22 protein-coding genes are annotated in these 25,533 nt (G+C 68.3%); 11 read left to right on the top strand and 11 right to left on the bottom strand.

The genetic code is table 11. The features are described 5' to 3' along the window. Positions 1 to 442: 442 nt before the first annotated feature. On the bottom strand, positions 443 to 1,696 hold the full coding sequence (locus tag E5790_RS13470) for a flavohemoglobin expression-modulating QEGLA motif protein (RefSeq protein ID WP_014648365.1): 1,254 nt from the start codon (positions 1,694 to 1,696) through the stop codon (positions 443 to 445). A 126-nt stretch (positions 1,697 to 1,822) separates the two neighbouring features. Beyond that, on the bottom strand, positions 1,823 to 2,932 hold the full coding sequence (gene rsgA / locus E5790_RS13465) for a ribosome small subunit-dependent GTPase A (protein ID WP_075076346.1): 1,110 nt from the start codon (positions 2,930 to 2,932) through the stop codon (positions 1,823 to 1,825). A 114-nt stretch (positions 2,933 to 3,046) separates the two neighbouring features. Here rsgA and E5790_RS13460 point away from each other — a divergent pair, with 114 nt between their 5' ends. From E5790_RS13460 to E5790_RS13450, 3 genes are read left to right on the top strand one after another with little or no spacing between them, the layout of a single operon-like run. Further along, positions 3,047 to 4,321, top strand: coding sequence for a pyridoxal phosphate-dependent aminotransferase (locus E5790_RS13460; RefSeq protein WP_046432453.1), 1,275 nt, complete (start codon positions 3,047 to 3,049; stop codon positions 4,319 to 4,321). A 3-nt stretch (positions 4,322 to 4,324) separates the two neighbouring features. Then, positions 4,325 to 4,942 carry an SGNH/GDSL hydrolase family protein gene (locus E5790_RS13455; RefSeq protein ID WP_136191764.1) on the top strand — a complete coding sequence of 206 codons (618 nt, stop codon included), beginning with the start codon at positions 4,325 to 4,327 and terminating at the stop codon, positions 4,940 to 4,942. A gap of 4 nt (positions 4,943 to 4,946) precedes the next feature. After that, a complete protein-coding gene (locus E5790_RS13450; protein ID WP_111205467.1) occupies positions 4,947 to 5,666 on the top strand; it encodes a class I SAM-dependent methyltransferase in 720 nt (239 codons plus the stop codon). Positions 5,667 to 5,766: 100 nt separating this feature from the next. Here E5790_RS13450 and E5790_RS13445 read toward each other — a convergent pair whose 3' ends face one another. Beyond that, a complete protein-coding gene (locus E5790_RS13445; protein WP_049440647.1) occupies positions 5,767 to 6,546 on the bottom strand; it encodes a polysaccharide deacetylase family protein in 780 nt (259 codons plus the stop codon). A 59-nt stretch (positions 6,547 to 6,605) separates the two neighbouring features. Between E5790_RS13445 and grxD the strand changes: the two genes are divergently transcribed. Beyond that, a complete protein-coding gene (gene grxD, locus E5790_RS13440; protein ID WP_049440649.1) occupies positions 6,606 to 7,532 on the top strand; it encodes a Grx4 family monothiol glutaredoxin in 927 nt (308 codons plus the stop codon). A gap of 119 nt (positions 7,533 to 7,651) precedes the next feature. Here the strand turns inward: grxD and E5790_RS13435 are convergent, their stop codons facing one another. The 3 genes from E5790_RS13435 to E5790_RS13425 form a co-directional block, all read right to left on the bottom strand. Then, a complete protein-coding gene (locus tag E5790_RS13435; RefSeq protein WP_014648372.1) occupies positions 7,652 to 8,191 on the bottom strand; it encodes a DUF924 family protein in 540 nt (179 codons plus the stop codon). A 43-nt stretch (positions 8,192 to 8,234) separates the two neighbouring features. Next, positions 8,235 to 9,011 carry an AMP nucleosidase gene (locus tag E5790_RS13430; RefSeq protein ID WP_005419211.1) on the bottom strand — a complete coding sequence of 259 codons (777 nt, stop codon included), beginning with the start codon at positions 9,009 to 9,011 and terminating at the stop codon, positions 8,235 to 8,237. A 117-nt stretch (positions 9,012 to 9,128) separates the two neighbouring features. Next, a complete protein-coding gene (locus tag E5790_RS13425; protein ID WP_111205466.1) occupies positions 9,129 to 12,515 on the bottom strand; it encodes an autotransporter serine protease in 3,387 nt (1,128 codons plus the stop codon). 255 nt (positions 12,516 to 12,770) lie between these two features. Between E5790_RS13425 and E5790_RS13420 the strand changes: the two genes are divergently transcribed. The 5 genes from E5790_RS13420 (at position 12,771) to E5790_RS13400 (ending at position 17,548) form a co-directional block, all read left to right on the top strand. Then, positions 12,771 to 14,180: an amidohydrolase gene (locus E5790_RS13420; protein ID WP_111205465.1), complete on the top strand. Its 1,410-nt coding sequence runs from the start codon at positions 12,771 to 12,773 to the stop codon at positions 14,178 to 14,180. After that, complete coding sequence (locus E5790_RS13415; RefSeq protein ID WP_111205464.1) at positions 14,180 to 15,442, top strand: amidohydrolase family protein; 1,263 nt, start codon at positions 14,180 to 14,182, stop codon at positions 15,440 to 15,442. Before E5790_RS13420 ends, E5790_RS13415 begins: the two co-directional genes overlap by 1 nt. Positions 15,443 to 15,462: 20 nt before the next feature. Next, on the top strand, positions 15,463 to 16,095 hold the full coding sequence (locus E5790_RS13410; RefSeq protein WP_032956588.1) for a 2-hydroxychromene-2-carboxylate isomerase: 633 nt from the start codon (positions 15,463 to 15,465) through the stop codon (positions 16,093 to 16,095). A 95-nt stretch (positions 16,096 to 16,190) separates the two neighbouring features. Next, on the top strand, positions 16,191 to 17,132 hold the full coding sequence (locus tag E5790_RS13405; protein ID WP_032956590.1) for a DegV family protein: 942 nt from the start codon (positions 16,191 to 16,193) through the stop codon (positions 17,130 to 17,132). 77 nt (positions 17,133 to 17,209) lie between these two features. Then, the gene (locus E5790_RS13400) at positions 17,210 to 17,548 is read left to right on the top strand and encodes a hypothetical protein (protein ID WP_005410998.1); all 339 of its coding nucleotides are present in this window, start codon (positions 17,210 to 17,212) and stop codon (positions 17,546 to 17,548) included. Between the two features lie 175 nt (positions 17,549 to 17,723). Here E5790_RS13400 and E5790_RS13395 read toward each other — a convergent pair whose 3' ends face one another. From E5790_RS13395 to E5790_RS13380, 4 genes are all read right to left on the bottom strand, one after another. Next, positions 17,724 to 19,136, bottom strand: a complete 1,413-nt coding sequence (locus E5790_RS13395; RefSeq protein WP_111205463.1) for an efflux transporter outer membrane subunit — start codon at positions 19,134 to 19,136, stop codon at positions 17,724 to 17,726. Further along, positions 19,133 to 20,215 (bottom strand): HlyD family secretion protein, encoded by a 1,083-nt coding sequence (locus E5790_RS13390; protein ID WP_049440654.1) that lies wholly within the window; start codon positions 20,213 to 20,215, stop codon positions 19,133 to 19,135. Before E5790_RS13390 ends, E5790_RS13395 begins: the two co-directional genes overlap by 4 nt. Positions 20,216 to 20,235: 20 nt before the next feature. Further along, complete coding sequence (locus tag E5790_RS13385) at positions 20,236 to 21,765, bottom strand: MFS transporter (protein WP_111205462.1); 1,530 nt, start codon at positions 21,763 to 21,765, stop codon at positions 20,236 to 20,238. Between the two features lie 153 nt (positions 21,766 to 21,918). Then, entirely contained in the window at positions 21,919 to 22,836 is a 918-nt protein-coding gene (locus E5790_RS13380) for a LysR family transcriptional regulator (RefSeq protein WP_014648381.1), read from the bottom strand. A 141-nt stretch (positions 22,837 to 22,977) separates the two neighbouring features. On the opposite strand from E5790_RS13380, the gene E5790_RS13375 reads away from it, so the two are divergent. Both E5790_RS13375 and E5790_RS13370 read left to right on the top strand, forming a co-directional pair. Continuing rightward, on the top strand, positions 22,978 to 23,424 hold the full coding sequence (locus E5790_RS13375) for a universal stress protein (RefSeq protein WP_046432504.1): 447 nt from the start codon (positions 22,978 to 22,980) through the stop codon (positions 23,422 to 23,424). A gap of 5 nt (positions 23,425 to 23,429) precedes the next feature. Continuing rightward, entirely contained in the window at positions 23,430 to 23,900 is a 471-nt protein-coding gene (locus tag E5790_RS13370) for a hypothetical protein (protein ID WP_111205461.1), read from the top strand. A gap of 39 nt (positions 23,901 to 23,939) precedes the next feature. Here E5790_RS13370 and E5790_RS13365 read toward each other — a convergent pair whose 3' ends face one another. Next, positions 23,940 to 25,385 carry a GGDEF domain-containing protein gene (locus E5790_RS13365; protein ID WP_049408786.1) on the bottom strand — a complete coding sequence of 482 codons (1,446 nt, stop codon included), beginning with the start codon at positions 25,383 to 25,385 and terminating at the stop codon, positions 23,940 to 23,942. Positions 25,386 to 25,533 lie beyond the last annotated feature (148 nt).

Below are 25,533 nucleotides of genomic sequence, written 5' to 3'. Positions count from 1 at the left end.
TCCTTGGAGGCTCGATGGCGCCTTGCTCGTGTGCGCTGTCCTGCGCACACGGCAAGACCGGGGTTGGGCGTCCTGCCCAACCCGCCCGAGGCATGCCTCGGGCCCATGGCGCCAACGGTCCTGCATGGGCCTGCCTACCCGCGCTCGACAATTCCCTGCGCCGGCGCGGAGGCAATGGAAAGCAAGAGCAACAGCAAAAGCAAAGAGCCGGGCATTGCCCGGCGCTTTGCTTTTCAAGCTTTTCAAACGCAATCCCTCTGGTGGACCTGCTGCCGCGCCCGCAGGAAATTGTCTGGAGGAGGCGGGGCACCCTGGTCAGGACCGTTGGCGCCATGGATGGCGCCATCGAGCACCATGGAGGGGCTTTTGCGTGTCCTGACCAGGGTGCCCCGCCTCCTCCCAGCCGATAGCAGGCAGGCGCAGGAGGATCCGCCAACGCATTTCATTCCGGCGCCAGCTGGTCCATCCGTATCCGGTTGGCGAACAGCGAGAACGCCAGCATGCCGGCCAGGCCGTTCGCCCGGCTCACCCAATGCGGCAGCCAGCGCGGCGGCTTCAGCACCCCCGCCTCGAACAGCGGCGCGAACGCGATCGCATCGGCCAGGCTCATCTTGCCGGCGAACAACCAGCGGCAGACCTGCAGGCGGTCCTCGGCCAGCATGTGCCGGAAGAAGGTGTGCACCGATACCAGGCCGCGCAGGTACACCGTGTCCTTGGTGAAGGCCAGGCCGCCACTCGGCGGCACGCCACGGAACACGCGCTGGGCCGAGGCGAAACTCTCTTCCGCGTTCTGCCCGGCATCGCAGAAATAGCGGAACACTTCGATGAAATCAGCGCCTTCGCGTGCCATCGCAATCGCTTCGGTACGCAGGCTGATGCGTTTCAGGCGCTCGATGTCGATGCTGCCGGTGATCTGCTCGGCGAAGGTCGCCAACCCTTCCTGGGTCGCCGTTACCCGTGGCGAGGACAACGCCAGGCTCGGCAGTACCGGCTGGCCGCGGCCATTCAATGCGGTCAGCGAATGCACCAGCGCTTCGTGGTGGAACAACTGCGCGCGGTCGTAGGCGCTGAAGCGCGCGCTGGTGCGCAGGCGGATGCGGGTCGGGCCGGCGGCGGCCTTGGACACCAGCTCCGGATCCAGCTGCACCTGGATGATGCGCGATTCGAAGAACGCATCCAGATCATTCTGCAGCTGCAGCTGCAGGGCGATGGCCGAGACCGGCACCTGCTCTTCCGGCGCCAGCAGTTCGTGGTCCAGTTCGGCGGCAATCTGTATGAAGTGGCGCGCCGCGTCGCGCGTGCTCGGGCCATTGCCCGGCAGCGGCTGCTCGGGGGCGCCGAACAGCTGCACCGAACAGGTATCAACGGCGGCGGTGCCCAGCCCTTCCAGCAGCTGCGCGGCCAGGTCCCAGCTCTGCGCTGACTGCTGCACGTAGTGGCCGAGTGGATGGCTGTCGTCGCAGTCGGCAGCGATCGCGGCCAGCGCGCGACGTTCTTCGCTGAAGTCCAGCCGTGGGTAATCCACCTTCGGCAGCACCGGCTGGCCACGCGCCACGCTGTCCAGGAACGGTGCCTGCAGCGTGGCCGGCCAGCTGGTCAGGCCCAGCAGGCGGATGCCTCCCACGGCCTCGACCAGGCGCGCATCGAGCGCTGCATGGTGGGCCACATCACGGTCCAGCGTCGCAGTCGGTTCCATGCGCGGACTATAACGCCCTGCCGTGCCCGGCGCGGTGCGCCGCCGCCCGAGCATTGGCTCGGGCGCTACATGAAATGACTCCACCGCGGACCAGCTGTAGAGCCGAGCCCATGCTCGACTGCCTTGTTACCGCCTACGCGGCTTGCCTGCCGGGCGGAACTGCTGGCCCTTGCCTTTCCTGCCGCCGCGCTCCTGCGCGGTCTCGGCCTGGCGTACCGCCAGCTTGGCGGCAGCGGCAGCGACTTCTTCCTTCAGCTTGAAGTAGTTCAGCAACCGGCTCTCTTCGATCTCGCCCGCCTCGATCGCCGCCCGCACCGCACAGCCTGGTTCCTGCTGGTGCTTGCAGTCGTTGAAACGGCACTGTGCGGCCAGCGCCTCGATGTCGGCGAAGCCACCTTCGGACAGCGTCTCTTCGCCGGTCGGCTTCAGCTCGCGCATGCCCGGGGTGTCGATCAGGCAGGCGCCCGTCGGCAACGGCATCAGCGCGCGGTGGGTGGTGGTATGGCGGCCACGCGAATCGTTGGCGCGCACCGCGTTGGTCTTCATCCGCTGCTCGCCAAGCAGGGTGTTGGTCAACGTGGATTTGCCGGCACCGGAGGAACCGACCAGCACCACCGTGCGGCCCGGGCCCAGCCACGGTTGCAGCACCGCCACACTGTCGGCATCCAGGCCGTTGATCGCATGCAGCGCGATGCCCTGCATCTCCAGCTCTTCCAGCACCGCCAGCGCATCCTCGCTGTACTCGGTCTGGTCGGCCTTGGTCAGCACCACCACCGGTTCTGCACCACCACCGCCGACCAGCAGCAGGTAGCGCTCGATGCGGCGCGGATTGAAGTCGGCATCCAGGCCGCAGACGATGAACACCGTGTCGATGTTGGCCGCGATCACCTGCTGGTGGTAGTGCTCGCCGGCGGCGCCACGCTTGATCGCGGTGCGGCGTGGCAGCAGCGCGACAATGCGGATGCCGTCCAGCAGCACCCAGTCGCCCACTGCAGGCCGCTCGTGGCTGGGGAAGCGCGGGCGCTGCCATTCCGGCAGCGATTCGGCCTTGATCGACGCATCCGGGCCATCGGCCACCACGTAGTGGGTGCGGTGCTGTTCGATCACCCGCGCCGGGCGGGCCTGCGGATGTGCGGCCATCGCGGCCTGCCAGTCGGCCTGCTGCGCCGGGCCCGGCCAGGGCCAGCCAATGGTCTGCAGGGCGATGAAATCGGGGGTCTGGGTCATCGCCGCCATTCTACCTGCGCCGGCGCCCTGCCAGCCCAGCAATGACAAGCCCGGCACCCTTGCCATGCACTGCAGCAATTCCGGTAGGATGGAATCCCCATGCCTTTTGACGGCCCAGCCCCCATGTCCACCAACTCGCCCAAGCCGCTGGCCATCCGCGAGCGCCTTTCCGAAGTGCGCTACGAAATCCGCGGAGAACTGGCGCGGCGAGCCCGGGAGCTGGAGGCGCAGGGCCGCAAGCTGATCAAGCTCAACATCGGCAACCCGGGCAACTTCGGTTTCCGCGCGCCCGAGCACCTGCAGCGCGCGATCGCCGATGACATGGGCCGCACCGATCCATACACCCACCAGCAGGGCCTGCCGGTCGCACGCGAAGCCATCGCGGCGTACTACGCCCGCCGTGGCGCACCGGATGCGCACCCCGACCGTGTGTTCGTCGGCAACGGCGTCAGCGAACTGATCGACCTGTCGCTGCGCGCATTGCTCAACCCGGGCGACGAAGTGCTGGTGCCCTCACCCGACTACCCGCTGTGGTCGGCCTCGACCATCCTCAACGATGGCCGCCCGGTGTACTACCGCTGCGCCGCCGAGAACGGCTTCCAGCCGGACCCGAGCGAGATCGAGACGCTGGTGTCCTCGCGCACCCGCGCCATCGTGCTGATCAACCCGAACAACCCCAGCGGCGCCAGCTACCCGCGTGAACTGCTCGAGCGCGTGGTCGAGATCGCGCGCCGCCACAACCTGCTGCTGCTGGTCGATGAGATCTACGACCAGATCCTGTACGACGATGCGGTATTCCAGCCGGTCGCGCCGCTGGCCGGCGACCACCCGTGCCTGACCTTCAGTGGCCTGAGCAAGGTGCACCGTGCCTGCGGCTGGCGCGTGGGCTGGGCCCACCTCAGCGGCGACGACGCGCGCCTCGGCGACTTCCGCGCTGCGCTGGACCTGCTCGGCGCGCTGCGCCTGTGCGCCAACGTGCCGGGCCAGTACGCCATCGAGGCCGCAGTGAACGGCCCGGACACCATCTCCGAACTGTGCACCCCGGGCGGCCGCCTGTATGAAACCCGCCGCGCGGTGATCGAAGCCTGCGAAGCCAGTGAGCACCTGTCGCTGGTCGCGCCGGCCGGTGCGCTGTACGCGTTCCCGGCCGTGGTCGGTGCCGCTGCCAAGGGCTTCGACGACCACAACTTCGCGCTGGATCTGATGAACAATGAAGGCGTGCTGGTGGTACCGGGTTCCAGCTTCAACGTGCCCTACCGCCATCATTTCCGCGTGACCCTGCTGCCGGAAGCCTCGGTGATGCGCGATGTGTTCGCCCGCATCGACCGCGTGCTGGCCCGCCGTGCCGAGGACGCGACCAAGGTCGTACCGTTGAAGCCGCGCCGTTCGGTGGCCTGAGCCGTGGCGCTGTCCTACCTGGCGCTGGGCGATTCGTACACCATCGGAGAAGCCGTTGCCGTTGAAGGCCGCTGGCCACACCAGCTGGCCGCCGCCCTGCATGCGCAGGATGTGGCGCTGGCCGACCCGCAGACCATCGCCACCACCGGCTGGACCACCGACGAGCTGGACGCCGGCATCGATGCGGCCGCGCCGCAGGGCCCGTTCGATTTCGTCAGCCTGCTGATCGGCGTCAACAACCAGTACCGCGGCCGGCCGCTGGACGAGTACCGCGTACAGTTCCACGCCCTGCTGCAGCGGGCGATCGGCTTTGCCGGTGGCCGCCCCGGGCGTGTGCTGGTGCTGTCCTTCCCCGACTGGGGCGCGACGCCGTTCGGTATCGGCAGCGGCCGTGACCTGGCCGCGATCGAGATCGAGACCGACGAATTCAACGCGGCCGCTGAAGTGATCTGCGCCCAGCAGGGCGTGGCCTTCGTCGACATCACCGACATCAGCCGTGACCACGGTGGCGACCCGGCGATGATCGCCGACGACGGCCTGCACCCTTCAGCACGGATGTACGCGCTGTGGAGCGCGCGCGCGCTGCCGGTCGCCGCCCACCTGCTCGGCGGAACGGACTGACCCGATGGATGGCACGCCACGGAACGGCCAGCCCCTGCCCTGCACACCCTTGAGCGCCGCGCAGGCCCGCGCGATCGCCGAGGCATTCCGCCCCGCACACGCCTGGGCCAGCCGCCGCGACTACTACTACACCCGCAGCAAGCTGGGCAGCGACCCGCTGTATGACGGCGTGCTGCAGCACCTGCCTGGCGACGGGCAACCCGTGCTGGACCTGGGCTGCGGGCTGGGCCTGTTCGCCCACGTGCTGCGCCAGCGCGGTGGCTGCCAGCCCTACCTGGGCGTGGACGTGGATGCCGGCAAGATCGCCCGTGCCCAGCGTGCCGCCATCGGCCTGCCCGCTGTGCGCTTCGACTGTCTGGACGTGCAGGCGCCGCTGCCGGCGCAGGCCGGGCATGTGCTGCTGCTGGATGTGCTGCAGTACCTGGACGCGGGCCCACAGCAGGCACTGCTGCGTGAGGCCAGTATGCGGGTCGCTCCCGGCGGCCGCCTGCTGCTGCGCACGCCACTGGCCACCGGCGATGGCCGCGACCGCACCACGCGGGTGGCGGACCGGCTGGCCTGGCTGGTCGGCTGGATGGGCACGCGGCCGCGCCACTACCCCGACCCGCAGGTGCTGCAGGCGACACTGGCCGAGGCCGGATTGAAAGTGACGGCGCCGCGCCCCCTGCACGGGCGCACGCCGTTCAACAGCTGGTTGCTGGTGGCCGAACGCCCCGCGTTGTAGCGCCGAGTGCAGCATGTGCCGGCGCTACGCTACAGGATGATCGCCAACCCTTGTAGCGCCGAGCCCATGCTCGGCTGCTCCACACCACCAGGGCCCGGCGTTACGGAACCGGCAGCCGCGCCTTCAGCCCCCGCTCGTCCAGCGCCTGCAGCACGCGTTCGATGATCGCCAGGTTGTGGCCGTGGGCGGCCCCCTCATGCAGCAGCACGATGGCGCCCGGGCGCAGGTCCGGCAGCAGCCGCGACAGCACGCCCTCCGGCGTGCAGCCGACACCGTCGTAGCCACGGGCGCTCCAGCCCACGCGCACCAGTCCCAGCGCCTTCAGCACCGGCGCCACGAACGGATTGGTCATGCCCACCACCGAACGGTACCAGCGCACCGGGCGGCCGCTTACCGCCTGCAGCGCATGCTGGCAGCCCTCGATCTCGGCACGCATCGCTGCCGGGCCCAGCCGCCAGAAGCGCGCCTGCGGATGGCTGTGGCTGTGGTTGCCCAGGTCGTGGCCGCGGCGCAGGATCTCCTGCACCAGGTCCGGCTGTGCCAGCGCACGCTCGCCCACCAGGAAGAAGGTGGCGCGGGCCTGGTAGCGGTCCAGCAGGTCGAGCACCGCACGGGTCTCCGGGCCGGGACCGTCATCGATGGTCAACCAGACGCTGTTTCCGGCCTCTCCCATCCGGCTCAGCACCGGCGCGTAGAAGCGGCTGTTGGGCAGGAATACCGGCACCAGGAACAGTGCGTGGCTGGCCACCATCACGGGCAGCCCCCAGTGCCAGCCGGCCAGGGCCCAGACCAGGATCACGGCCAGCTGCGACGCCACCAGCCAGGGCAGCCAGCGCCAGGGCCGGGTCGGGATGCGATGCAATGTTCCTGCGTTGCTCATCCCCCATGATGCCATGAGGGGTAGAATTAATGATTCGAATTCCCGGAACCCCGACGTCCATGTCCCTCGATCCCGCCCTGCGTTCGCGCATCGAATCCATCCTCAACGCCAACCGCGTCGTGCTGTTCATGAAGGGCCAGCCGTCGATGCCGCAGTGCGGTTTCTCGGCCAAGGCCGTGGGCGCCCTGCAGGACCTCGGCGTCGAGTTCGCCCACGTCAACGTGCTGGCCGACCAGGAAATCCGTGAAGGCATCAAGGCCTATGGCGACTGGCCGACCATTCCGCAGCTGTACATCGACGGCGAACTGATCGGCGGCAGCGACATCGTGCTGCAGATGGCTGCCAGCGGCGAGCTGAGCAGCGTGCTGGGCCTGGCCGCGCCGGACCGTACCCCGCCGAGCATCACCGTCACCCCGGCGGCCGTGGAAATGCTCAAGGGCGCGCTGGCCGATGCCCCGGGCGCTGCTCTGCAGCTGTCCATCGACGCCGGTTTCCAGCCGAACTTCCAGCTGGCCCCGCACGACGAAGGTGCCATCGCCGCCGAGTCCAACGGCCTGCGCGTGCAGTTCGACCTGGCCAGCGCCCGTCGCGCCAACGGCATCACCATCGACTGGGTGGACGACATCCGCGGCAAGGGCCTGGCCATCGACAACCCGAATGCGCCCAAGCCGGTGCAGGAAATCAGCGTGCGCGATGCCGACGACCTGGTGCGTGCCGGCAACATCACCCTGGTGGACGTGCGCCCGGCCGACGAGCGTGAAATCGCCGCCGTGGGCGTGCCGTTCAAGACCTTCGACGGCAACGGCCGCGCCGCGCTGGAAGCCCTGCCCAAGGACACCGCGCTGGCCTTCATGTGCCACCACGGTGGCCGCAGCGCGCAGGCCGCCGAGCAGTTCCGCGCCCTGGGCTTCACCAAGGTGTTCAACGTCACCGGCGGCATCAACGCCTGGTCGGAAGACGTCGACAACGGCGTGCCGAAGTACTGATTGAAGGCCCGGGGTCAGAGCCCTTTCCTGCGGAAAGGCGATCTGCCCCCTAAAAAGGGGACGGAGGGAATTAAGTCGTTTGTGGCAAAAACGACTTAATTCCCTCCGTCCCCTTTTTCTTAGCCGGCGAAACCGCCTTCGGCCAGGTAGTCCAGTTCTTCCGGTGAGGGAATGCGACCCAGCACGGCGTTGCGGTGGGGGAAGCGACCGAAGCGGCGGATGATGTCGCGGTGCAGCTCGGCGTACTGCAGGTATTCCTTGTCGCCCAGCACGTCGAACATCGCCACCGAGCGGTCCTGGTCCAGCGGATCCTCGGAGTGCTCGAACGGCAGGTAGATGAAGGCGCGCAGCTTGGGCACCAGCTGCAGGTCCAGGCCTTCCTCGATGGCGCGCATGGCGTAGTGCCGGGCCAGGCCATCGGTGGCGTAGGAATGGGCGCTACCGCGGAAGCAGTTGCGCGGGAACTGGTCCAGCAGCAGCATCAGCGCCAGTGCGCCCTCGGCACTGCCCAGCCAGTGTTCGCGCGCGCGCGAGGCGGCTGCGAAATGCTCATCCAGGAACAACTGGCGGAACTGCGCGTCGAACGCATCATCGCGGGCGAACCACTTCGCAGGGCCCGCCTCTTTCCAGAATTCCACCACGTGCGCGGCAACGTCCATCACCTACTCCCCAGGGCCGGCGCGCCGCGCCAGGCCATCATCATCATTCGTCGAAGCGCAGGTGGCGGACCGACTTGCCGTTGCGCCGGATAAGCTTAAGCGCCTCGATACCGATCTGGATATGGTTTTCCACGAACTGGGAGCTGACCTTGGCATCGGAGGCCTCGGTCTTGACCCCATCGGGGATCATCGGCTGGTCCGACACCAACAGCAGTGCGCCGCTGGGAATGTGGTTGGCGAAGCCAGCGGCGAACACGGTGGCGGTTTCCATGTCGATGGCCATGCAGCGCATCGCCCGCAGCCGCTCCTTGAACGCCTCGTCGTGCTCCCAGACCCGGCGGTTGGTGGTGTAGACGGTACCGGTCCAGTAGTCGTGGCCGAGATCACGGATCATGGTCGAGACCGCACGCTGCAGCGCGAACGCCGGCAAGGCCGGCACTTCCGGCGGCAGGTAGTCGCCCGAAGTGCCCTCACCGCGGATCGCTGCGATCGGCAGCACCAGGTCACCCAGCTGGTTCTTGCGCTTCAGGCCACCGCACTTGCCCAGGAACAGCACCGCCTTGGGCATCACCGCCGACAGCAGGTCCATGATGATCGCGGCATTGGGGCTGCCCATGCCGAAGTTGATCATGGTGATGCCATCGATGGTGGCGCTGGCCATCGGCCGGTCCAGGCCGATGACCGGGGCGCCGGTCAGCGCGGAGAAGGTGTGCAGGTAGCCGCCGAAATTGGTCAGCAGGATATGCTGGCCGAACTGGTCCAGCGGAACGCCGGTATAACGCGGCAGCCAGTTGTCGACGATTTCCTGTTTGCTCTTCATGCCCGGTCCGGTTCTGCAGGGGCGCCATTGTAGGCAACGCTGCGCCTGCCCTGCCACACAAAGAGAAGGGGCGGCCCAACGGCCGCCCCTCCTGGTTTCCCTGCGGGAGCCGGTGGCTTAGAAACGCACCGACCAGCGCAGGTTGGCACCGTGGTCGCGGCTTTCGTCGCCGAACTGGCCGCTGTAGCCCAGTTCCAGTTGCTGCCTGGCGGTCAGCCAGGCCGAGAGGCCCAGTTCGGCCACCACCGCGCTGTCGGCGATGGGTGCACCGTTGACCACGAAGCTGTCACCGCCGGTGGCAAAGCCCAGGCGGGCCGACGGGTTGCGGTCGCCGCTGGCGTGGCGGTACGCCACCGCGCCGCGCACGTGCAACCAGCTGTCCTGCTGGAACGAGGCCTTCAGGCCCTTGTCGAAGCGCACGCCGGCCGTGGCCAGGGTGGTGCGCACGTCGTCCACCGAACCCTGCAGGGCCGCAGCACCGCCACGCTCGTTCACGTGCTTGGTGTCCACTTCCACGCGGGCCACCTGCACGTACGGCTCCAGGCCAGCCTCGCGGCCACCGAAGCTGTAGGCCGCTTCGATGAAGGCCTGGCGGGTACGCGCGTCGTAGCGGGCGCTCAGGGTGTCGCTGTAACCGGCGAACGCCAGCTCACGGGTACTGTCCACATCGTGTTCGCTCCATGCCAGGCCGCCACGCAGGCCGAAACCGCCCCAGTTGTGGCTGGCGTAGGCGCCGAAGTGGGTGTTGTCCACCTTCGACCTCGCACGGCGCCCTTCGCCCTGCTTCACGTCGGTGCGGCCGGTACCGGCCAGCACGCCCACCTGCCAGCCGCCGAACTCGCGGTCGGCACCGACCAGCAGGCCGTTGCTGTTGGCTTCGGTGCGGGCGGTGTTGGTGTTGCCATCCAGCGTGGTGCTGCCGGCCAGGGCCTGCACCCACACACCGGTGGCGTCGCCGCCTTCGGCACCCGGTGCAGCGGCACCGGCACGGCGGGCCAGCGCGGCATCACGCACGTAGCGGCTGCCTTCCAGCAGGGCCGCGCTGGTGGCGGCATGCAGTTCGCCGCTGAGGCTGTCCAGTGCGCTGCCCACCTGTTCCGGGAACAGCATGGTCAGCGGACGCGGCAGGCCCTGGTTGACCGCCAGACCGTCGACCACGGTGGCCACGGCCAACTGGTTGGCGGTGGTGGCCGCGGTAGCCAGCGCGTTGCCGCGGGTCACTTCAATGCGCGCGCCGGCGGCGGAGTAGGCCAGGCCGAACTGCAGGAAGGGCGAGAAGGCGCTGAAATCGGTGCTGGCGAACCGACCGTTCACGCCGCCGTCGGCCTGGATGAAGTTGAACTGCTCGCCCAGGTAGTAGGTGCCCGGTTCCGGCAGCGCCACCAAGGTGCCGCCCAGGGTGGCGGTGCCGGTCACGTGCAGCTGGTCGCTGCGGCTGCCCGGGGCCACCTCGGCCTGGTACACGCCAGTGGCGGTCTGCACATAGTCACCGTTGATGGTGAGCGTGCCGATGGAGTTGCCCGGAGCGATGATGCCGGCCACGGTGGTGTTTCCCAGCTGGCCCACGCCCTTCAGCGTGCCCTTTTCACCCACGAAGGTGCTGCCGCCGGTCTGCACGCCGTTGAAGGACACCACGCCGCCGGTGACGGTCAGGTCCGAGCCGTCCAGCACACCGGTGGCGGTGATGCGGCTGCTGCCGCCCAGGCTGTTCAGCGCTGTGTTCTGCAGGGTGCCGTTCAGCAGGAAGGTTCCGCCGGTCACGTCCACGGCGCTGGTCAGCGTGTTCACGCCGTCCAGTTCCAGCACGCCTTCGCGCACCACCGCGCCGTTGAAGCTGTTGTCGCCGCTCAGGCGCAGCCAGCCGATGCCGCTCTTGGTCAGTTTGCCCGGGCCGCCGATGTCATTGGTCCAGTCGTCCCATGCATCACCTTCCCACACCTTCAGGCCGCCGGCCTTCTGGTTCATCACCACATCGGTGTCCACGCGCAGCGAGCCGTAGCCTTCGACGGCCGCAGCCAGGTTCATCAGGCCCCAGCCGTAGACATCGTCCACGCCTGCAGCACCCAGGTCGGTGGCGGTGGTCAGCAGCACGTCGCGCACCTGCGCGCTGTCCAGGTACGGGAAGCGCTCGAACAGCAGGCCCAGCGCGCCGGTGACGTGCGGGGCGGCCATGGACGTGCCGCTCAGTTCCTCGTAATCGGACGACGGGGTCTGGCTGATGATGTCCACCACCAGGTTGCCATTGTCATCGTAGAAATCACCTTCGATCACCGAATCGGGACCGTACACGGTCGAGTTGATGTTCGAGCCGGGCGCGGCGAGGCACCAGTTCGCCGCCAGGCCACAGCGCATCGAGCGGTTGCTCAGCTCCAGGTCCTGATTGACGTTGACCACGGCCAGCCAGTACGGCTCGACGTCGGCGACGGCGCGCGGCAGCGAGGCATACATGCCGGCAATCGGCGCTTCTTCCGGCGAAGTGTTGGGCGAATCGGTGTTGCCAGCGGCCCATACCTGGATCAGTCCGCTGCTGCGCGAACCTTCGGCCATCGCAGCCAGACTGGCGGCGAACACCGGGTGCGACTGGTACATGTCCAGGTCTTCCGCTGTGGTCGGCTCGTTGGCCAGGCCCCAGCTGTGGTTGATGGCGCGCACACCCTGCTCGTTCATCTGCGCATACAGCTGCGGGTAGATCGAATCGTCGGCCTGGATGGCGGCGATGGTCTGTTCGTCCAGATACAGGGAACCGCCGATATTCACCACCGACAGGTAGGTGGCGCTGTTGGAGAACAGGCGGGCCACGCTCAGGTCGGCGCCGAAGGCAACACCGTGGGTGCCGTTGCCATCACGGTTGGCGGCGATGGTGCCCGACACGTGGGTACCGTGCACGTTGTAGCTCAGGCCTTCGTAGAAGCCATTGCGCTCCAGCAGATCGGCATAGTCCGGGTCGAGCAGCTGGTAGGACACGGCCACCTGGTCACCGTCGCTGGCGAAGCAGGCGTCCGGGCCACTCAGCACTTCGCGCGCGCACAGGCTGCCATCGGCCAGCACGTCGGCCAGATGGATGCTGCGGTGGTCCTTGCCGGCGAACTCGTCGTGGTCCAGGCCGGTGCCGCTGTCGAACACGCCCAGGCGGATGCCGGTGCCGGTCAGGCCGCGTGCGTAGGCCACATCGGCGTTGATCGCCTGCAGGCCCCAGTCGCTGTTGAATTCGGTGGTGCGCCAGCTGGCGGCATCACCCGGCTTGCCCATGATGGGTTCCGGATCGACTTCCACATCGGCGGCGGCGACGGCCAGCGACGGCGAAGCGGTGAGGACCGGTGCGGCAGACGCGGCCTGCAGGCTGCGCTGGAACTGGTAACGCGACAAGGCGTCTGCGTTGCTGTCCTGGGCCAGCGCCGGCAGAGCGGCGGCCATCAGCAGCGAGCCAACAATGGCCGAGGCCAGGGGTGAGGGGAGGATCGAGCGGCGGGAAGCGGTGGAGCGATACGACGGGAAGACAATCATCTGCAGTTACGTCCTTGATTCCTTGAAATATTTCAGGTGCAGCTCCGTCATGGAGCAATGGAAAGCACACCTCACGGCGGGTCAGCGCTCGCTGTCCCACCCGTTGGTAGCGGCAGGTGTCACAAAAAATTAATGCTTCGTTCAGAATTTTTGTATAGGAAAATCCCCACCCCTGCCCCTGCCCAAGGTCACTTGGCAAGTGGTATCGACGACGGATAGCGTCGGCGGATTCACGCGTGGGTTGGGGATCTCTGCATGGCATCGATGGTGTTGCGCGCCGCTCTTGGGCTGGCGCTGGTTTCGTTGAGCACGGCACCGGCAGTGGGCGCCTCGCGCTTCGTCGCCGATCCCTACCCCAGCACCTACCGGGCGCATCCCGATGCGCCGGTGCTGATCCAGAACGCCACCGTGCTCACCGGCACCGGCCAGCGCCTGGACAACGCCGACGTGCTGCTGCGCGAGGGCCGCATCGTCGCCGTGGGCCGCCAGCTGCAGGCCGATGCCGGGGTAACCCGCATCGATGCGCGGGGCAAGTGGGTCACCCCGGGCCTGATCGACGTGCACTCGCACCTGGGCGTGTACCCCAGCCCGGGCGTCGGCGCGCACAGCGACGGCAACGAGATGACCGCACCGGTCACCGCCAATGTCTGGGCCGAGCACTCGGTGTGGCCGCAGGACCCGGGCTTCGCTACAGCCCTGGCCGGAGGCGTGACCAGCATGCAGGTGCTGCCTGGCTCGGCCAACCTGGTCGGTGGCCGTGGCGTGACCCTGAAGAACGTGCCGGCCATCACCTACCAGGCCATGAAATTCCCGGGTGCTCCGTGGGGGCTGAAAATGGCCTGCGGCGAGAACCCGAAACGGGTTTACGGCGAAGGCAAGGGCGTCGCCCCAGCCACGCGGATGGGCAACGTTGCCGGCTACCGCGCCGCCTTCATCGATGCTGCCGACTACATCGCCAAGAACAAACCCAAGCCGGCCAAGCGCAAGGGCTGGTTCGGCAGCGACAAGGGCGACAGCGCCGGTGATGCCGGCGGCAAGCGCGATCTCAAGCTGGACACGCTGGCCGGCGCGATCGAAGGCGACATCCGCGTGCACATCCACTGCTACCGCGCCGACGAGATGGCCACCATGCTCGACCTGGCCAAGGAATTTGGCTTCAAGGTGGCGGCCTTCCACCACGGCGTAGAGGCCTACAAGCTGGCCGACCGGCTGGCCGCCGACGGCGTCTGCGGTGCGCTGTGGGCCGACTGGTGGGGCTTCAAGATGGAAGCCTTCGATGGCATTCCGGAGAACATCGCACTGGTCGACCGGCCGAAGAACAGCTGCGCCATCGTCCATTCCGATTCGCCCGAAGGCATCCAGCGCCTGAACCAGGAAGCGGCCAAGGTGATCGCCGCCGCGCGCCGCGCGCACATGCCGGAGATCACGCCCGAACATGCCATCACCTGGATGACGGCCAATGCCGCCAGAGCGCTGGGCATTGAAGGCCAGACCGGCACCCTGGAGGCCGGCAAGATGGCCGACGTAGTGGTGTGGAACGGCAACCCCTTCGGTTCCTACGCGCTGGCCGAACAGGTCTTCATCGACGGCCGCCGCCTGTACGACCGCAGTGCGCCGGCGGCGACGCCGCGTTCCGATTTCCAGCTCGGCCAGGAGGTGCACTGATGGGCGCGTTGAACAAGCGTCGCCGGGCTTCGCTCGGCGCTACGGTCATGGTGCTGGCCTGCCTCTCCGCAGCTGCGCAGGCGCAGGACCTGCTGGTCCGCAACGCCACCGTACATACGGCCAGCGCGCGCGGCAGCCTGCAGCACGCCGATGTACTGGTGCAGGGCGGCATCATCCGCGCAGTCGGCAACGGGCTGTCCACACCGGCCGGGGCCAACGTCGTCGAGGCCGATGGCCGCCCGCTGACACCCGCGCTGTTCGGGGGCATCACCGAGATCGGCATCGAAGAAGTCTCCGGTGAAGCGAGCACGGTCGACAGCACGCTGAAGATCGGCGAACAACCTTTGCGCCCCGAATTCGATGTCACCCTGGCCTACAACCCGGCCTCGGTGCTGATCCCGGTGGCGCGCCTGGACGGCATCGGCTTCACCGCCCTGGGGGCCGCCACCGGTGGCGGCTTCGTCGCTGGCCAGGGCGGTGTGATGCGGCTGGACGGCAGCGCCGATCCCCTCGGGCCGCGCGCGCTGTTCCTGCGCCTGGGGTCGGCCGCAGTGGAACTGACCGGGCATTCGCGTGCGGCGCAATGGATGCTGCTGCAGCAGATGGTGGACGAGGCGCGTGGCCAGGTCGCCGCGGACTCACCGCATGCGCTGCTGACCCCGGCCGGGCGCCGCACGCTGGGCCGCTACCTGGCCGGCCAGGGCCGCATCGTGGTGGAGGTGGACCGTGCGGCGGACATCCGCCAGCTGCTGCGCTGGGCCGCCCGCGAGAAGGTGAAGATCGCCATTGCCGGTGGCAGCGAAGCCTGGCAGCTGGCACCGGAGCTGGCCGCCGCGCAGGTGCCGGTGTTCGTCGACGTGCTGTCCAACCTGCCGGCCAGCTTCGACCAGATCGGTGCAACCCTGGAAAATGCGGCACGCCTGCAACGGGCCGGCGTGGCGGTCTCGTTCGTGCAGCGTGGCGACGCCTCGCACAACGCCCGCAAGATGCGCCAGCTGGCCGGCAATGCCGTGGCCAATGGACTGCCCTGGGCCGACGGCCTGGCCGGCCTGACCCGGGTGCCGGCGCAGGCGTTCGGTGTGGCCGACCAGATCGGCAGCATCGAGCCGGGCAAGCGTGCCGACCTGGTGCTGTGGGAGGGCGACCCGCTGGACGTGGCGCACTATGCCGAACAGGTCTGGCTGGGCGGGCGGGCGATGCCGATGCGCTCGCGCCAGACCGAGCTGCGCGATCGCTACCTGCTGCGCAACGCGCAGCCCTGACCGCATTGAAGGACACCACCATGGCCACCCTGCGCTGGTATTTCGACTTCGTTTCGCCGTACTCCTACCTGCATTGGCAGAAGCTGAAGCAGCTGCCCGAGTTCCCGCGGATCCAGCCGGTGCCGATCGCCTTTGGTGCCGTGCTGCATCACCTGGGCAACCTCGGGCCGGCCGAGATTCCGGCCAAGCGCCGCTTCATCTACCGCCAGCTGCTGTGGACCGCGCAGGCCGAAGGCACACCGCTGCGGTTCCCGCCGGGCCACCCGTTCAATCCGCTGTCTGCCCTGCGCCTGTGCCTGGCCGCGGGTGGCAGCGCACAGGCGGTGGACGTGCTGTTCGACTGGATCTGGCGCGACGGCAATGCCGCCGACAGCGCCGAGGCCCTGCGCGAACCAGCCGCGCGGCTGGGGATCGAGGATGTCGCCAGCGCCATCGCGACTCCCGCGGTCAAGGAGCAGCTGCGGAGGAACACCGAGGCCGCCATTGCAACCGGCGTGTTCGGCGTGCCGACCCTGGCCATCGATGGCGAACTGTTCTGGGGCAACGACGCCCACCCACTGATGGCGGCGGTGCTGGCCGACCCGGATCTGCTGCGGCAGCCCGAATGGCAGCGCCTGGCCGAGCTTCCGGTGGCCGTGCAGCGCAGTCGCTGAACAGGGCGTGCCGCGTTTCCCTCGCGCGCCACGCCGGAATTTGAGATAGATTTCACATTTCCGAACCTACAACCGCCCTGGAGGGGGAGCCGCGGATGCGCATCGGAATCGTCGTCGACTCGGCCTGCGACCTGCCGCAGGACTTCATTGCCGAGCACAACATCGTGCTGCTGCCGATCACCGTACGGATCGGCGAAGCCGTGCTGGCCGATCATCGCGATGAGCAGGCCACCCTGAGCTTCCTGCACGCGCATGTGGCGGAACATGGCGCTGAAGCGGAAACCATCCCCTTCAGCGTCAACCAGATCCGCGACCTGTTCCTGCAGCAGCTGGTGATCGATTACGACCACGTGTTCTGCATGACCATCACCAAGACCCGCAGCCCGATCCACGACAACGCGCTGCAGGCGAGCTTCGCCATCCTCAACGATTACAAGCCGGTGCGGCAGGCAGCGGGCTACAACTCGCCGTTCGCGCTGCGCGTACTTGATACCCAGAACCTGTTCGCCGCGCAGGCCGTGACCGCGGTGGAGGCTGTCCGCCTGCGTGACAGTGGCGCCAGCGTGCAGCAGATCCGCGAACGGCTGGAAGAACTGGCCGGCAACGTGCACGGCTACATGATCACCCGCGACCTGTACTACATGCGCGCACGCGCGCGGCACAAGGGCGACCGCAGTGTCGGCCTGCTCAGCGCGGCACTGGGCAGTGCACTGGACATCAAGCCGGTGCTGCACGGCTACCGTGGCGAGACCGGGCCGGTGGCCAAGATCAAGGGCTTCGACAGCGCCGTGCAGAAGCTGTTCGCGGTGGTCGGCCAGCGCGTGCGTGCCGGGCTGATGACGCCGACGGTGTGCGTCAGCTACGGCGGCGAACTGGACGAGCTGCGCAGCCTGCCCGGCTATGCACAGATGAAAGAGGTCTGCGCCGGCCATGGCGTGACCGTGTACGAATCGGTGATGAGCCTGACCGGCATGGTCAACGTCGGCAAGGGCGCGGTCACCGTGGGATTTGCCGATGGGCCGCATCGGTTCGAATGAGCGCTGGCCACGGCAGGAATCTGCACATCGATTCCACCCCGACTGTGCCAGCCTTGCCGCACTTCAAGGAGAACTCCATGCCTGCGCAGTACCACATCAGCCTGCCCGATCCGTCCAAGGCCCGCGGCAACGACCCTGACCTGTCCTTCCATTCCCAGGGCGCCGCCGGTTTCGCCGAAGAGCTGCAGGATGCCCTGCGCAGCGGCACGCTGTTCGAACGCTGGAAGGCCAAGCAGCCCGACCCGGATGCGGTGGAACCGCAGTGGGGCGTGACCGACCCGGAGGCCACCGTGACCGGCGAGCAGAAGGACCTGCGCATCAACCTGGTCGCCACCACCCGCATCGACAGTGACGTGTTCAAGCAGCGCCTGCGCCTGCTGGCCGGCAGCCACTGGGAACTGCGCGACGTGCGTTGAGGCACCCGCCCGCCGGTCATGGCCCGGCGCTACCGTGCCCGTGTCGTGATCGAACCGGTGCCGATGACCATGCTCTGGTAGACGCCAACCTTGGTTGGCGCTTGCACAAACGGCTGCCAACCAAGGTTGGCCACTACTGACGCGCCGCCGGACATGGCCCGGCGCTTCCCTATCGCTACCAGCCGCCACCGAGCGCGCGGTACAGCTCCACCCGCGCGATCGCGGCGGCGGCCTGGCTGTTGGCCAGCGCGGCCTGGTTGTCCAGCGCGATGCGCTGGGTGGTCAGCACGTCCAGCATGTCGACCACGCCGGCCTGGTACTGCCGGCGCGCCGCCCCCAGTGCCGTCTCGCTCTCATCCACCGCCACGTGCAGCTGCACCGTGCGCTGCTGCTCGGCACTGTAGCCGTCCATGGCGTCGTCCACCTCATGCCAGGCCTGCAACACGGTACGGCGGAACTGCAGGGCCGACTGTTGCTGCTGCAGCCTGCTCAGCGCGAGGTTCGCCTTCAGCCGCCCGCCCTGGAAGATCGGCAGGCTGATCGACGGCCCGTTGCTGAAACGGTGCGCGTTCCAGCCATCCAGGTCATCCAGCTGCTTGGCCTGGAAGCCTGCGTCACCATTCAAGGTGATGCGCGGCAGGAAACTGGCCTTGGCCACGCCGATGCCGGCCGTTGCCGCATGCAGTGCCGCCTCGGCACGACGGATGTCCGGGCGACGCTCGGCCAGTTCACTCGGCAGACCCACCGCCACCGCTGGTAACGCCGGCCAGTCACGGCGTGCATCCTGCAGCTGCGCGTCCAGTGCCTGCGGCGGCTGTGCCAGCAGGAACGCCAGCGCATTGCGCAGCTGCGATTCGCGATGCCGCAGCGGCGCGATGCGCGCCTGCAGCGAAGCCACCTGCGCGGCCGCGCTGGACACCTGCAGCGTGCTGGCCACGCCCTGCTTCTGGCGCGCCTCGGTCAGCCGTTTGATGTCATGCGCGATGCTGAGGTTGTCCTCGGTGATCGCCAGCAGCTGCCGCGTCGCACGCAGCTGCAGGTAATCACGCGCGGTTTCCGCCAGAAGCGCGATGCGCACGGCGTGTGCATCCTCTTCGGCCATCTGCACGCGCGCGTCGGCCGCTTCCACCTGGCGCCGCACGCGGCCCCACAGGTCCAGTTCCCAGCCCAGGCCGATACCGGCCTGGAACAGCCCGTAGTCATCACGGCCGCCGTTGCCGGACGGATCATTCAGGCCCACCTCGCTGTTGCGTGCACGCACGCCACTGGCGCTCGCGCTGACGCTGGGCAGGCGATCGGCGGCGGTGATGCCGCGCGCGGTGCGGCTCTGCTGCACGCGGTTGGCGGCCAGCTGCAGGTCCAGGTTGGCCGCCAGCACCTGGTGGGCCAGCTGCCCCAGCAGCGGATCGTCGAAGCCGGCCCACCAGGCGGCGTCCTGATCGATGGCGTTGCCGGCGACAGCCCCACCCCGCCAGTGGCCGGGCAGTTCCGCCTGCGGGCGTACGAAGTCCGGGCCCATCGCGCAGGCAGCCAGGGCCGTGCACAGGGTGGCCGCAACGAAGGTGCGGAACACGGTGATGGCACTCATGCGCCCTCCCCGCGCTTGTGGCCCGGTCCGTGCTGCACGCTCTGCGCACGCGCGCGGCTGCCCAAGTCAACGCTGGCTTCCACCGACATGCCGGCACGCAGCTGGTCCAGCAGCGGCTGGCCCGGCTCCAGCACGATCTTCACCGGAATGCGCTGCACCACCTTGGTGAAGTTGCCGGTGGCGTTCTCTGGTGCGACTGCAGCAAAGGTGACGCCGGTGGCTGGTGCAATGCTGTCGATGTGCCCGCGCAGCGGCGTGCCCGGGAATACGTCCACCTTCAGTTCGACCTGCTGGCCGGCCTGCATGCGGGTCATCTGCGTTTCCTGGAAGTTGGCGACCACGAAGGCGCGCTTCAGCGGGACCACCGCAGCCACCGGCGTACCCGGGGTCAGGTAGGCACCGACGCGCACTGCGCGGCGACCGACCATGCCATCGATCGGCGCGCGCAGCACGGTGTGCGACAGATCCAGTTCGGCGCGTGCCTGTGCCGCTTCTGCACGCTGCACCGCCGCCTGTGCAGCCTGCACGCCCGCGCTGAGGATGTCGGTGCGCTGGCGTGCGGTCGACAGTGCGGCCTGGCCCTGCTGCAGATGCGCACTGGCCACGGCCTGCTTCGACTGCGCCTGCTGCGCGTTCTGCACGGTACCGGCGCCATCACGGGCCAGTTCGCGGTAACGCTGCTGGTCGGCACTGGCCAGGGTCAGTTCAGAACGGCTGACATCGACGCTGGCCCTGGCCTGCGCGATCAGCGAGTCCTGCTGGGCCAGTGCGGCCTGCGCATTGGCCAGCTGCGCACGGGCATTGGCAAGGTCGGCACGCGCAGCCTGCAGTGCCACCTGGTAGTCGCGGTCGTCGATGCGGGCAAGCACGTCACCGGCCTTCACCGACTGGTTGTCCTCTACCTCCACGGAACTGACGAAGCCGGCAATCTTCGGCGCTACCAGGGTGTAGTCGGCCACCACGTACGCATTGTTGGTGGTCTGGTGACCGCCATCGCGCAGCAGCAGCCACGCGCCGATGGCAAGGGCCAGCACGCCCAGGCCCAGGCCGGTGTTGAGAGGGGTTCGATTGATCGTCATGAGGGGTTCCTGCGAAAGGTTCAGGCCACGGCGCGTGGCGGATGGATGCGGGTGGGCATCCAGGCAATGAGGGGAATGAAGGCCAACGCCACCAGTGCGACCACCCAGTACAGGTCGGCCGAAGTCAGCGCCTGTACCTGTGCATGCAGGCGCGCGCCCAGCTGCGGGCCATCGGCCAGCCACGGTTGCTCGCCAAGGCGGTCGACCAGCACGGTGGAATGGAAATGACGGCGGCCCTGGGCGATGGCATCCAGTACGCCACCGGCGAGCACCGCAGCGAAGCCCTTGACCGTGTTGAACCAGGCCGAGGCAAACGGGCCATCCTGTGGCGCCAGGCCGCCGGTGGCCAGCATCAGCAGCGGCAGCACCGCCATCGGCTGGGCAAACACCTGCAGCAGCTGCACCCACAGGAAGTTGTCGCGGATCCAGGCCACGTCCAGGTGCGAGCCCAGCCAGCAGGCCAGTGCCAGCATCGCCAGGCCGGTGGCCTGCACCCAGCGGCAGTCCACCGCGCGGATGTTCAACAGGGCCGCCACCAGCGGCAGCGCGATCACCTGTGGCAGTGCCACCCACAGCAGCATCGGTGCGGTCTGCAGCGGCCGGTAGCCCTGCACGCTGGCCAGGAAGCCGGACGGGATCGAGATCACCGCCAGCAGCACGAACAGCACGCCACCCAGCGTGACCAGCGAGTAGCTGAGATTGCGATTGGCCAACAACTGCAGCTTGAAGAACGGCAGCGGGTGGAACCATTCGTTGATCATGAACAGCACCATCAGGCCGGCACCGCCACCGATCATCAGCGTGATCATCGGCGAATCGAACCAGTTCAGCCGCGGGCCCTGCACCAGGCCCAGCACCAGCAGCACCAGCGCCGGCAGGCCGAGCAGCAGCCCAACGCCATCGAACTGGGCGAAGCGTTCCAGCCGCAGCGGGTCCTGTGGCAGGCCCCAGCCGACCATCGCCATGGCGGCCAGGCAGTACGGCACGATCTGCCAGAACGCCCAGTGCCAGCCCACCTGCTCGACCCAGAACGCGGCCAGCGGCGTGCCCATGCTCGGGCCGAACGTCGCCGTCAACGCGTAGCCGGCCAGGCCGTACAGCTTGATGCCAGGCGGCAGGAAGCGCAGCGCCACGCTCATCAGCAACGGCGGCAGTGCACCGCCGCACAGGCCCTGCAATGCACGCAGCAGCAGGAACACCTGCAGGTCCGGGGCGAGCGGGCACAGCACGCCCAGCACCATGAAGCCACCGATCATCGCCAGCGCGAAACGGCGCAGCGAGAACGTGGCGGCACACCACGGCGCGAAGGCCATCGCGCTGACCGACATCGCGCTGTAGAGGGCGACGATCCAGCTGCCGTCGTCGACGCTGAAACCCATCGCGCCACGGATGTCGGCCAGCGCGACCTTGGTGATGTTCTCGTTGAAGCCGGACACCAGCACCGCCAGCAGCACGCCACACAGGCCGACCAGAATGCGGCGATCGAGCCCGGGGGCGGCGGCAGGACGGGGCGCTGCGGCGGCCGGGACAGCGGCGGCCGGCGCACTCATCGCCAGGCGCCGATCCGTGCAGTGCACGGCATGTTGAGGGTCATTGGAATGCGCTCAGTGAAACTCCGGGGAGCGCAGTCTAGGGAGCCGGTACCCTGTGAAAAATGGCGTCGCCGGCATCCCAGGCGTGCGTCCAGCGCACGCCTGCGGGTCTCAGCGGTGGGCGTCCTCGACGCGCTCGCACATGGTCTTGATGGAACGGCGAAGCCACTGGTGCGCGGCATCGTTGTCCAGCCGCGGATGCCAGGCCTGCACGATGGCCGCGGTACGCACCGGGATCGGCAGCGGGAACAGGCGCAGCGGCAGGCGCATGCTGACGATCCGCTCCAGCATCACGCTTGGCATCTGCGGCAGGATCAGGTCTGATTCGGCCGCCGCGAAGATCGCACCGTGGAAGGTCGGGCTGATCAGCGCCACGCGGCGCTGCAGGCCGAGCGTGGCCAGGTCATCATCGATCGGCCCACGCGGCAGGCCACGGCGCGACACCGCGATGTGGTCGCACGCGGCAAAGCGCTCTGCACTGATCTCCTCGTCGAACAGTGGGTGGTCCTCGCGCGCGGCGCCCATGAACGAGGTACTGAACAGGTTCTGCACCTTGGTATCGGGCGCATGCTTGCCGGCGGTGCTGATGTACAGGTCGATCCGGCCCTGCGCCATCGCATCATCGTCGGTATCGCCCTCGGGCACGAAGCGCAGCACCGCGCGCGGTGCCTGCTGGCGGAAGATCTCGCGCAGCCGACCGCCAAATCCACCGATGAAGACATCATTGGCGCGCACGCTGAAGGTTCGCTCGAGCACGCGCATGTCCACTTCACGACCAGCGTTGAAGACGCGGTGGGCCTGCTCGATCACATCGCGGACCTGCTCGCGCAGCTGCAGCGCGCGGGGCGTGGGCGCCAGACCGCGGCCGGCACGCACCAGCACCGGGTCACCCAGCGCAGTGCGGATCCGGCCCAGGGTGCGGCTCATCGCCGGCGCGCTCAGGTTCATGCGGCGCGCGGCGGCGGCCACGCTGCATTCGTCAATCAGCACGTCCAGTGCCAGCAACAGGTTCAGGTCCGGCAGGGGCATGACAGTCTCCAGCAAATCAGATGACTCTACGGCACTTGCGACCACCGTGGATTGCGTTCGACGCATTCATTGACTGCCGCGCACGGCATGGGTGCGCGCGGTGACATCGGCGACCATCCCCGTCCCGCCAAGGAGACATCCATGTTCACTACCCTGCTGGTCGCCCTGGATGGTGGCCCCCAGCACGCACGCGTGCTGGACCTGGCCGCCGCCATCGCCGGCCCCCACAGCCGCCTGCACCTGCTGTGCGTGCTCGACCCCGAATTCGCGCTGGCGGCCGATGCCAGCGAAGCCGATCGCACCGAGTATCCGGAAGCCGCCCGCCAGCGCTCCCGCGCCGAGGCAGTATTGGCCGAAGCCCTGGCCGAACTGCGCGAGCGCGGCGTCGATGCCATCGCGCAGATCCCCTCCGGCGATCCCGGCGAAGTGATCAGCGAGCAGGCCCGGCGCCTGGAGTGCGACCTGATCGTGATCGGCCATCGCCACCTGTCCCGGCTGGAACGCCTGTTCGAGCCCTCGATCGGGCAATGGACCATCGACCACGCGCCCTGTCCGGTGCTGGTGGAAACCCGCGACCCACAGCCCTAGCCACCATGGCCTCCCGTTCCCCGTTGTTTCCCACCCGGGTCAACTACCGCGCCTTCGGTCGACAGTTCGGCCGGGGCGAACAGGCGCTGCTGGGCGCGATACGCCAGCTGCGCGACCCCGATCTGCAGGCCGATGGCCTTGCCCAGCTGAGCGGACTCGGGCTTGGCCGGGAGGGCTGCGACGCCTTCATCGGCCTGCTGCCGCTGCTGGCCGCGCCGGCGGCATCGATCGACCTGTTGCCCGCCGGCTCCCCCTTCATTGCCGCCAGCGAACTGGACCTGCTGGTCTGCCTGCTGCGCATCGCACAATGGCGGCATGCGCGGCCCCGCGAAGACGACACGCTGGCACCGTTGCGCCGGCAGCTGGCGCGCTGTGCAATGGCCGTGCAGGCGGCACGCCTGCCGTTGCGGCAGCGCTCATTGTCCCCGGTCGGGCTGAGGCTGCTCGAACCGACCGGCTGGTTGCGGCAGCGATAAGCCGTCGCGCCCCCCGTGTGATCGCATGCAGAGAGCTGCTCAGCAGTCCATCGTTCCGTGCGTGCTGCCCTCGTCATCCAGCACGTGCGCATGCAGGATCACCTGGTTGCGGCCAGCCCGCTTGGCGGCATACAGGCCGGCATCGGCGTCTGCCAGCAACTGATCGGCACTGGCCAGAGCCGGCGGATGCAGGTAACCCACGCCGATGCTGATACTGACCGATCCTTCCGGCAACGGCAGCGCTTCCACCGCCTGGCGCAGGCGCTCGGCCAGCGCCAGAACGCCCGACAGCGCGCTTCCGGGCACGATCACCGCAAATTCCTCGCCGCCATAACGTGCGACGCTGTCACCGGCGCGACCGGCGCTCGCCTTCAGTACCGCTGCCACGGCCTGCAGGCAGCGGTCGCCGGCGGGATGGCCGTGGCGGTCGTTGAAGGCCTTGAAATGATCGATATCCAACAGCAGCAGGCCCAGCTCGGTCCCACTGCGCCGTGCGCGATTCCACTCGGCCAGCAGCAGCGCGTCGAACTCGCGCCGGTTGGCCACGCCTGTCAGGCCATCCTGGCGCGCCAGCTGGTCCAGCGAGGCCTGCCGTTCCATCAGGTCCACCTGCAGCAGGATGCTGCGCAGGCCGAACCCCAGCGTCGCCACCACGAAACCGCTCACGGCCAGGGGCCGGGCATGGTCGACCACCAGGGTGCCCACCACCAGCAGCAGCAGCGGCAGGATCATCGGGCCCGCCGCCTGCACCGTGCGCGCCATCCGCGGATGCGGCGTCAGGACCCGCGCCGGTGCCTGGCTGAGTGCGAGCAGCGCCAGCAGCAGGAACGGCAGGTCGATCAGCAGATCGGCATAGGCACCGAACGCATCACCGGAGGTGTAGTGGTTGATGTAATACGCCACCAACAGGTAGGTCGCCGCATACATCGCCAGCGCGCGGAAAAAGGTACGCCGCTCGGGAACGTCGCCGGCCAGCCAGCGCACCACCGCGAACACGGCGATGCACAGGTTCTGGATATCGAACATGCGTTGCATGTTGGACAACGCGTGGTCGTCGATGTCAACGCGGGCGGCGAACGACTGCGCGTGCACGAAGAACAGCACGCCCAGCAGCGCCGCCATGGCCGCATCGATCAGGCTGATGCTGACCCGTTCCCGGCGCGCCCTGGCCAGGATGAACACCAGGGGCACACCGTAGAGCACGTAAAGGAACAGGCTTGCGCGCGGGGTGAAATCGGCACGCCCGGCGCCCAGGGCGTCGATCATGTTGAACGCCATGCCGCCGGCCCACAGCAGCAGCGCCAATGCCGTGGCGCGCCACCCCAGTGCCGCGCGGTCGCGGCGGGCCCGCCACAGGCAGGCGGCCGCCGCCAGCAACGGGGCACCGGTCAGGAAAACGAAGGAGCCTACCCCGGCCGGACCAGGCCACAAGGCCAGCACCAGGCCATGGCACAGCACATACAGCAGCGCCAGCACTACCGGCATGCATCCCCCGATCCGCAAGGCCGTCTACGCGCACGATAGCGCGGGGCGGCGCCACGAGGGTGTGATCCATCGCTGAAAAAGGGGACGGAGGGGATTAAGTCGTTTGCGGCACAGCGGCAAATGCGACTTAATCCCCTCCGTCCCCTTT

It is taken from the genome of Stenotrophomonas sp. PAMC25021 (genome assembly GCF_004795795.1).
GTDB lineage: Bacteria > Pseudomonadota > Gammaproteobacteria > Xanthomonadales > Xanthomonadaceae > Stenotrophomonas > Stenotrophomonas muris.
This window is presented reverse-complemented; position numbering and strand designations above follow the sequence as displayed.